This is a genomic window from Pseudomonas crudilactis, from assembly GCF_013433315.1.
GTDB lineage: Bacteria > Pseudomonadota > Gammaproteobacteria > Pseudomonadales > Pseudomonadaceae > Aquipseudomonas > Aquipseudomonas crudilactis.
The window spans coordinates 32,433-40,738 of the sequence record NZ_WXVV01000027.1 but is presented as its reverse complement, the minus strand read 5'-3'; the positions used below and the strand labels follow the sequence as shown (position 1 = coordinate 40,738).

Here is an 8,306-nt window from a genome sequence, read left to right as displayed (position 1 = left end):
TTCTCAGCATCCGGATCAGTAGGCAGGAAGCACAAAGGCACGTCATCCCTATAAAACGAATGCAGACCGGAAAAATTAGCGAATGAGAAGAACTGTCAGGCGGGAGGCAGAGCGGGGAATTTCGGATCTGCAAAACACCCTGTGGGAGCGAGCTTGCTCGCGAATGCGGTATGTCTGCCAATACAGATGTTGACTGACATTGCGTCTTCGCGAGCAAGCTCGCTCCCACAGGTTCTGCGGTATTCAGGCGGTTGCGGCCATGGCATGCCGGCGGTGATGTACGTCGAGCTGATCCTTGATCACCTTCAATACCTTCGCTTCATGCTCATGGATAAAGAAGTGCCCGCCCGCGAGCATGTCCACCGAGAAGCTGCCGCGGGTTTCCTTGCTCCAGCCGATCAGTTGCTCGGTGGTGGCGCGGTCAGCCTTGCCGCCGAGCACATGCACCGGGCAGTTGAGCAGCGGTCGCGCCAGCGGCTCGAACTTGCCGCACAGTTGAAAATCCGCGCGCAGGATCGGCAGGGTCAGGCTCATCAACTCTGCGTTGGCCAGGACTTCTTCGCTGGTGCCATTGAGCGTGCGCAGTTGCTCGATCAACTCGGCGTCGGTCTTCGGATCGGCAAAGCCGCGATCGTAATCGGCACGCATCGTCGGCGCCGCGGTTCCCGAAGCGAACATCGCTACCGGCTCCGGACAACCCAGCGCACGCAAGGCATGAGCAATTTCGCAGGCCAGCAACGCGCCAAGGCTGTGGCCGAACAGCGCATAAGGCGCTTTGAGTGTCGGGCGCAATTCCTTGGCCAACTGCATTGCCAGTGCACGCATGTCGGTGTGCAGCGGCTCACCAAAACGCGCGCCACGCCCCGGCAGCTCAACCGGTTGCAAATGCAGCCATTGCGGCAGTTTCGGCCGCCAGCGGCTGTAGACCATGGCACTGGCGCCGGAATACGGCAGGCACAGCAGGGTCAGCTTGGTCACCACGCTTTCCTCGAAAAATTCATCTGTAGAGAGAGACGGATCCGGCGCCAGGCAAATTAGTCAGCGACCAGTAAATTCCCCCCACAGGCGCTCGTTAACTGTTCAGGCTAAAACCAATAATGAGGGATCACCGTGGACCTGCAGAGCATCCTGGGCAAACTGTTCGCCAATGCCGGCGCCGTCGGCATCGAAGGCGTTTTTCAATTCGTGTTTGGTCCGCAGCAGGCCTACTGGTCCGAGGTCAAGGCCAGCAGCCGCACCGTGCCCGGACGCCACGCCAGCCCGGACGTGACCATTGAAGTCGCCGAGCGCGATTTCCTCGGGATCATGAGCGGCATGGCCAACGTTGAAGAGCTGTTCGCCAGCGGGCGCCTGAAGATCGGCGGCAACATGGGCCTGGCAACGATGCTGCCGCAGATCATCGAACATGCGATGCACGGTCGCGCCGTGGCGGAAAAAGTCGACATGAACAAGCGCTACCCGACACCGCCGCGCTTCAGCGAAAAACTCACCGCCAGCCTGCCGACCCAAAGCAGCGTCGAACGCCTTGCGCGCAGTGATCTGTCGGTCAACGAGTTCAAAAGCCGCTATCTGCCCAATGGCATTCCGGTGGTGATCAGCAATGCGCTGCACGACTGGCCACTGTTCAAGCTCAGCCGCGAAGAATCGCTGGTGCATTTCGCCGAGCTGCAAGGCATCACCCGCCATGGCGATTACGTGAAGAAAACCTTCTCCACCGAGCGTGATTTCCGCTCCACGTCGATGGCCGACTTCATCGCCTCGCTGGACAAACCGGCGGTCAAGGGCGCCGATGGCGAGCCGCCAGCCTACATGGGCAACAACATCCTGCCGGCGCAGTTGATGCAACAGATCAAGTACCCGCCCTACTTCGACACCGCGCTGTTTATTCCGCCGCGAATCTGGATCGGGCCGAAAGGGACGCTGACACCCCTGCATCGCGATGACACCGACAATCTGTTTGCGCAGGTCTGGGGGCAGAAGACCTTCACCCTCGCCGCGCCGCATCATCGTGAAGCCTTGGGCACCTGGTCGACGGCGCCCAAGGGAGGTCTGGATGGCTGTGATTTCAACCCGGATGCGCCGGACTACGAGCGCTTCCCCGCCGCTCGGGACGTGACATTTCTGCGGGTGACGCTGGAGGCCGGGGATTTGCTGTTCCTGCCGGAAGGCTGGTTCCATCAGGTGGAGTCGGTGTCGACTTCACTGTCGGTGAATTTCTGGGTGAATTCGGGACGGGGCTGGTAACACTGCAAATCCTGTGGGAGCGAGCAGGCTCGCTCCCACAATGACATTCTCATTTCAGATGGCGATAACTCTGTACCGCTGAGCACAACACCACCGCCCCAGCCGCAATCGCCAGCCAGAAACCGCTGCGTGCACCGAAGGCATCCACCAGCCAACCGGAACCGGCAGCCCCGACGGCCACGCCGATACTCAAACCAGTCACCAGCCAGGTCAAACCTTCGGTGAGTTTGGCCGGCGGCACGATGCGTTCGATCAACGCCATCGCCACAATCAGCGTCGGCGCGAAGAACAGCCCGGCGATGAATACCGCCACCGACAAGCCGAAAATATTGCTCGCCAATAACAGCGGCAACGTCGTCACCGCTGTCGCCACGCCGCCGTACAAAAACAATCGCGGCAACGGCAGTTTCGAACGCATGGCGCCGAAGGCGATACCGGCCAGGCACGAGCCGATGGCGTAAACCGACAAGACGATGCTCGCCGCCGCTGGCTGCCCTTGTTGCTGGGCAAACGCGACGCTGACCACATCGATGACACCGACGATAACGCCCATGGCAATCATCAAGGCCAGCAACAACTGAACGTCAGTCGAACCAATGATCGAGGCGTGATGTTCAGACGTATGCGGGTGCACCGGTGGCTCGGTGCTGCGCTGGGCGACAAACGCCGTCACGCCAATCGCCAGCGCCAGCAAAGCCGCCAGCGGCCCGGCCTCGGGAAACACCGCCACGCACAAGCCCACCGACAGCGGCGGGCCGACGATGAAACACACTTCATCAAGCACCGATTCCAGCGCATACGCGGTCTGTAGTTGCGGCTGACCGCGATAGATTTCCGTCCAGCGCGCCCGCACCATCGCCGACATGCTCGGCATGCACCCGGCCAGCGCGGCGAAAATGAACAACGTCCAGGTCGGCGCCTGCAACCGTGTGCACAGCAGCAACATCAACAGCGCGCCACCGCCGAGCAGCGCCGACACCGGGAGAATTTTTCCCTGCCCGAAGCGGTCCACGAGCCGTGAAACCTGCGGCGCGCAAAACGCCGTGGCCAAGGCAAACGTCGCCGCCACTGCACCGGCCAGTGCATAGCCGCCCTTGAGTTGCGAAAGCATGGTGATCACGCCGATACCGGTCATGGAAATCGGCATGCGCGCAATCATCCCGGCCAGCACAAAATTGCGTGCGCCGGGGGCAGAGAATAATTCGCGGTAGGGGTTTGCCATCGGTTGCAGCCTCATCAAGGGCCGCCAAGTTGCCATAGCGCCGGGAGGCGTGGAAGCAGGGAATTGTTGGTGGAATGTGAAGGCCTGAAATGCAAAAGCCGGAAGCCGGTGCCGTTTTTTCACCCTTGAAGCTTCAGCCGCCTGCTGTTGGCAACGCAACCATTCGTCGCAAATCATGCGTACCTGTCAGACCTGACAGGTGCTTCGTCTCCCAACAAAGCGCATTCATATACCCAACGTTACCCAGGCAGGAACTCGCAGGTTGAGAACATTGCTCAGACCCGACGACTGCATCCAGTGTCCCGAGGCAAGCGCTGTAAAAGGAGCAGACCATGAATCGACCCACCTTCACGTCACAACCACGCAGCGCCGTTTCGCCCTTTGTCGTGCGCAGCCTTTTCTGTCCTTCCCCAACACGCAGTGATGAGGCGCTGGGTCAGGAAGTCAACGAGCGTCTTATGGCGTGGATACCGAGCGTGGGTATCTTTGCCGGTAAACACGAAAAACTGCGCGCCAGTGACTTCGGCCGCTACGCGATGTTGTGCCATGCCGACACGGACGATCCGGACAGGTTACTGCTCGCTGCGCAATGTTTCGCGGCACTGTTCGCCGTGGACGACCATTATTGTGACGACCCATCGCTCGGTGGCCGCCCCGAGAAAGTGGCTGAAATGCTGTCGTTCGCCATTACGGCAATCGATCCGGTGTATTTGCCTGCGCCTTTCGGTGAAGAACTTTCGCAACAACAAACGCGCGACCCGGTGATCAGGGGCTTGCTGTCTTACATGAAACGCGTGGGGCAATTTTCCACCCCATCACAGGTGGCTCGAGTACGGCAAATCACCATTGCCATGTTTGTCACCATGGCTGCCGAAGCCCCGTGGCGTATCTACGGTACCCAGCCCACCATCGCCGAATATCTGGCCAGCCGACAGGTCAACAGTTTCTGGCCTTGTCAGGTTCTGATTGATGTTATTGGTGGCTACGAAGTACCCGCCAACCTGTATTCCCACCCAAAGATTCATCGCATCAGCGCCTTGGCGGCACTGGCCACGACTTTGGTCAATGACTTGTATTCCGCGTACAAGGAGCACCTCAAGGAAACGGGAGACTTCAAGCTTCCCTACCTTCTGGCGGCCAGACATCACTGCTCGCTGCAAGAGGCCATCGATAAAGCGGCGGATATTCATGATGCCGTCATGCAGGAATACTCAACGCTCGAAAAGCAACTGCTGAACAATGCCGCACCTTTGACCAAACGCTATCTGAAGGGCTTGACCACTTGGGTGGCGGGTAACCTGGAATGGCATAAACACAGTGCGCGCTATCACATCTGAGTGGTCGCTTTAAAACGCTCTACTCCCTCACAGCACATTTGGGCCAGGAGGGTGTAGAGACTTTTCACTGAACTCTCGCCTGCGCTGGCCAGTCAGCTATTGAAGACGAAGCTTCAGGCCCAGACACTCATGCAGATATCCCTTACCCGCCAGGTAGCCCTCATCACCGGCGCCAGCTCCGGCATCGGTCACGCTGCCGCCAAAGCCCTCGCCGCTGCCGGCGCCGCAGTGGTCATCAACTACAACCGTCAGGCCGAACCCGCCGAAGCCTTGGCCCGGCAGATCATCGCCGACGGTGGCCAGGCCATCGCCATCCGCGCCGACGTATCAAAGGAAGACGAGGTTGAACGACTGTTCACCGAAACCCTCGACGCCTTCGGCTCACTGGATATTCTGATCGCCAATTCCGGGATGCAAAAAGACGCCGCCGCTGTGGACATGACGCTCGACGACTGGAACGCAGTCATCGGCGTCAATCTCACCGGACAGTTTCTCTGCGCCCGCGCCGCCCTGCGCATCTTCAATCGCCAGGGCGTTCGCGAAGGCGTGTCCCGCGCCGCCGGCAAGATCATCCACATGAGTTCGGTGCACCAGCGCATTCCCTGGGCCGGGCATGTCAATTACGCCGCGTCCAAGGGCGGTGTCGATCAGTTGATGCAGACCCTCGCGCAGGAAGTCAGCCACCAACGCATTCGCATCAACGGCATCGCGCCGGGGGCGATTCGCACGGCAATCAACAAAGACGCGACCGAAGGCGCTGCCGGCGAAAAGCTGCTGGAGCTGATCCCCTACGGGCGTATCGGCGACGCGGAAGACGTCGCCAACGCGGTGGTCTTTCTTGCCTCCGACGCCTCCGATTACATCGTTGGCACCACCCTGTTCATCGACGGCGGCATGAGCCTCTATCCGGAGTTTCGCGGCAATGGCTGAGCATCACCTGGAACGACAAAGCCCGATCGACGCCCACGGCATCATCGGCGACATGCGTAGTGCAGCGCTGGTCAATGATCGCGGCAGCGTGGATTTTTTCTGCTGGCCGGAGTTCGACAGTCCGTCGATTTTCTGTTCGTTGCTGGATACCCCCGACGCGGGGATCTTCCAGTTGGCGCCGGACTTGCCCGATGCTCGCCGCGAGCAGATTTACCTGCCCGACACCAATGTCCTGCAAACCCGTTGGTTGAGTGAGCGCGCGGTGGTGGAAGTGACCGATCTGCTGCCCATCGGAGACAGTGACGACACTCTGCCGCTACTGATGCGGCGGGTTCGCGTCGTGAGCGGCTCGGCGACTTTCACGATGCGCTGCGCCGTGCGCCACGATTACGCACGAGCCGACACCCGAGCACAGTTGGATCAACAAGACGTGACGTTCAGCGCTTCTGGCCAACCTTCACTGCGCCTGGCTTCGGACCAGTCGATGCAGATCGACAAGCAAGCGGCGGTGGCGCAATTCACGCTCAAGCAAGATGAAACGGCGGCGTTCATGCTCGGTGCGACCGATGATCCACGATTCGCCGAAGGCGCCGGACACTTGTGCATGGAACGCACGCTGAAGTTCTGGCGCGACTGGATCGGTCAGTCGATTTATCGCGGACGCTGGCGCGAAATGGTCAACCGCTCGGCCCTCGCGTTGAAACTGCTGACGTCGCGCAAACACGGCGCGATTCTCGCCGCCGCCACTTTCGGTCTACCGGAAACGCCCGGCGGCGAACGCAACTGGGATTACCGCTACACGTGGATCCGCGACGCCTCGTTCACCGTCTACGCGTTCATGCGTCTGGGCTTTATCGGCGAAGCCAATGCCTATATGGGCTGGCTGCGCGGACGGGTCAGCGACTGCCACGGGCAACCGATGAAACTGAATATTCTGTACGCCATCGACGGACAACAGGAATTGCCGGAAACCGAACTTGATCATCTGTCGGGACACGGCGGCGCGAAACCGGTGCGCATCGGCAATGGCGCGTATGAGCAGATCCAGCTCGACATCTTCGGCGAGCTGATGGACGCGGTGTACCTGGTCAACAAATATGGCGATGCGATTTCCCACGAAGGCTGGAAACATGTGCGCGAAGTCGTCGATCAAGTCTGTGAGACCTGGCAGACCACCGATGTCGGCATTTGGGAAATGCGCGGTGAACAGCACCACTTTCTGCACTCTCGACTGATGTGCTGGGTGGCGCTGGACCGGGCGATTCGTTTGGCGTCGAAGCGCTCGCTGCCGGCACCGTTCGCCCAGTGGGACCAGACCCGACAGGCGATCTACGCCGACATCTGGGACAACTTCTGGAACGAGGAGCGCGGGCATTTCGTCCAGTACAAGGGCGGCACGGCGCTGGATGGCTCGATGTTGCTGATGCCGCTGGTGCGCTTTGTCAGCGCCAAGGATCCACGTTGGCTGTCGACGCTTGAGGCGATTGAAAAGACCCTGGTGCGCGACGGCATGGTTTATCGCTATCGCAATGACGACAGCAATATCGATGGCCTGGCCGGCACCGAAGGCGCGTTTGCCGCGTGCTCGTTCTGGTACGTCGAATGCCTGGCTCGCGCGGGGCAGGTAGAAAAAGCGCATCTGGAGTTTGAGCAACTGCTGCGTTACGCCAACCCGCTCGGGTTGTATGCCGAAGAGTTCGACGCCCATGGCCGGCATTTGGGAAACACCCCTCAGGCCTTGACGCATCTGGCGTTGATCAGCGCGGCGAGCTTTCTGGATCGACGTTTGAGCGGGGAAAAGAGTGAGTGGCAGCCGTAATGTTCGCCAGTGACTGTAGGAAATAGCCCATAAAACGATGACTTTGTAGGATCCCTGTGGCGAGGGAATGTATCCCCGATGGGCTGTGAAGCAGCCCCAAAACCACCCGACTCATTCATCCAGAAGTACCGGAGCTTCTGAGTTTTGGGCCGCTGCGCAGCCTAACGGGGATACATCCCCTCGCCACATTTGGGCACACCTGCGGACTACAGCGGCTCAACATCCCCCACTTCAACCCTTCCCCGCAACTTGCACTTACACGCCGAAATACCCTGTTGCCAGCTGTTACATCCGCCCCTACCATCCACCGCAACGGGCACAGCGGAGCTGTCCAATAAAACCCGAATTCAAGGAACCAGAATGAGCCAGCACGTCCAGCGCACCATCGACACGCCCCTTCGCAGCGGCCTGACCCGCAACCAGCTCTGGGAAGCCGCGGACAAAGGCCTGATCAAATGCTGGGAAATCGGCCGCCAGCGCGCCACCCGCTTCCCCGACCTCGCGCAAAAATGTCTAGCCGGCGAACTGCCCGTGCTCGGCTGGAAAGGTGGCGTGAGCCGCAGCCTGAAGAAAAACGAGAAATATGGCTCGCTGAAATATCTGGCGCAGTGGCAAGGCTTGCGTGGTGAGGATCTGGATATCGATTTGAGTGAAGAGCGTTCGCTGACCTGTTCGCGGACGAAGATGCTGGTGACGTTTACACCGGATCGGACGAAGTATTTCAATCAGGTGGCGGAAGCCGAGGCTTAAGGAG

7 protein-coding genes are annotated in these 8,306 nt (G+C 59.9%); 5 read left to right on the top strand and 2 right to left on the bottom strand.

Going from position 1 to position 8,306, the window contains the following annotated elements; translation table 11 throughout:
• Nucleotides 1–243: 243 nt before the first annotated feature.
• Nucleotides 244–981: an alpha/beta fold hydrolase gene (locus tag GTU76_RS25195; RefSeq protein WP_180699860.1), complete on the bottom strand. Its 738-nt coding sequence runs from the start codon at nt 979–981 to the stop codon at nt 244–246.
• A gap of 129 nt (nt 982–1,110) precedes the next feature.
• On the opposite strand from GTU76_RS25195, the gene GTU76_RS25190 reads away from it, so the two are divergent.
• Entirely contained in the window at nt 1,111–2,244 is a 1,134-nt protein-coding gene (locus GTU76_RS25190) for a cupin-like domain-containing protein (protein ID WP_016983509.1), read from the top strand.
• Between the two features lie 49 nt (nt 2,245–2,293).
• Here the strand turns inward: GTU76_RS25190 and GTU76_RS25185 are convergent, their stop codons facing one another.
• Nucleotides 2,294–3,466 (bottom strand): MFS transporter, encoded by a 1,173-nt coding sequence (locus tag GTU76_RS25185; RefSeq protein WP_175554869.1) that lies wholly within the window; start codon nt 3,464–3,466, stop codon nt 2,294–2,296.
• Nucleotides 3,467–3,798: 332 nt separating this feature from the next.
• Here GTU76_RS25185 and GTU76_RS25180 point away from each other — a divergent pair, with 332 nt between their 5' ends.
• The 4 genes from GTU76_RS25180 to GTU76_RS25165 all read left to right on the top strand — a co-directional run bounded on the left by GTU76_RS25180 (nt 3,799) and on the right by GTU76_RS25165 (nt 8,302).
• On the top strand, nt 3,799–4,803 hold the full coding sequence (locus GTU76_RS25180) for a terpene synthase family protein (protein ID WP_180699859.1): 1,005 nt from the start codon (nt 3,799–3,801) through the stop codon (nt 4,801–4,803).
• A 129-nt stretch (nt 4,804–4,932) separates the two neighbouring features.
• Nucleotides 4,933–5,733: a glucose 1-dehydrogenase gene (locus tag GTU76_RS25175; protein WP_180699858.1), complete on the top strand. Its 801-nt coding sequence runs from the start codon at nt 4,933–4,935 to the stop codon at nt 5,731–5,733.
• On the top strand, nt 5,726–7,552 hold the full coding sequence (locus GTU76_RS25170; protein WP_180699857.1) for a glycoside hydrolase family 15 protein: 1,827 nt from the start codon (nt 5,726–5,728) through the stop codon (nt 7,550–7,552). The genes GTU76_RS25175 and GTU76_RS25170 overlap by 8 nt, the downstream gene beginning before the upstream one ends.
• A gap of 360 nt (nt 7,553–7,912) precedes the next feature.
• A complete protein-coding gene (locus GTU76_RS25165) occupies nt 7,913–8,302 on the top strand; it encodes a hypothetical protein (RefSeq protein WP_175554872.1) in 390 nt (129 codons plus the stop codon).
• Nucleotides 8,303–8,306 lie beyond the last annotated feature (4 nt).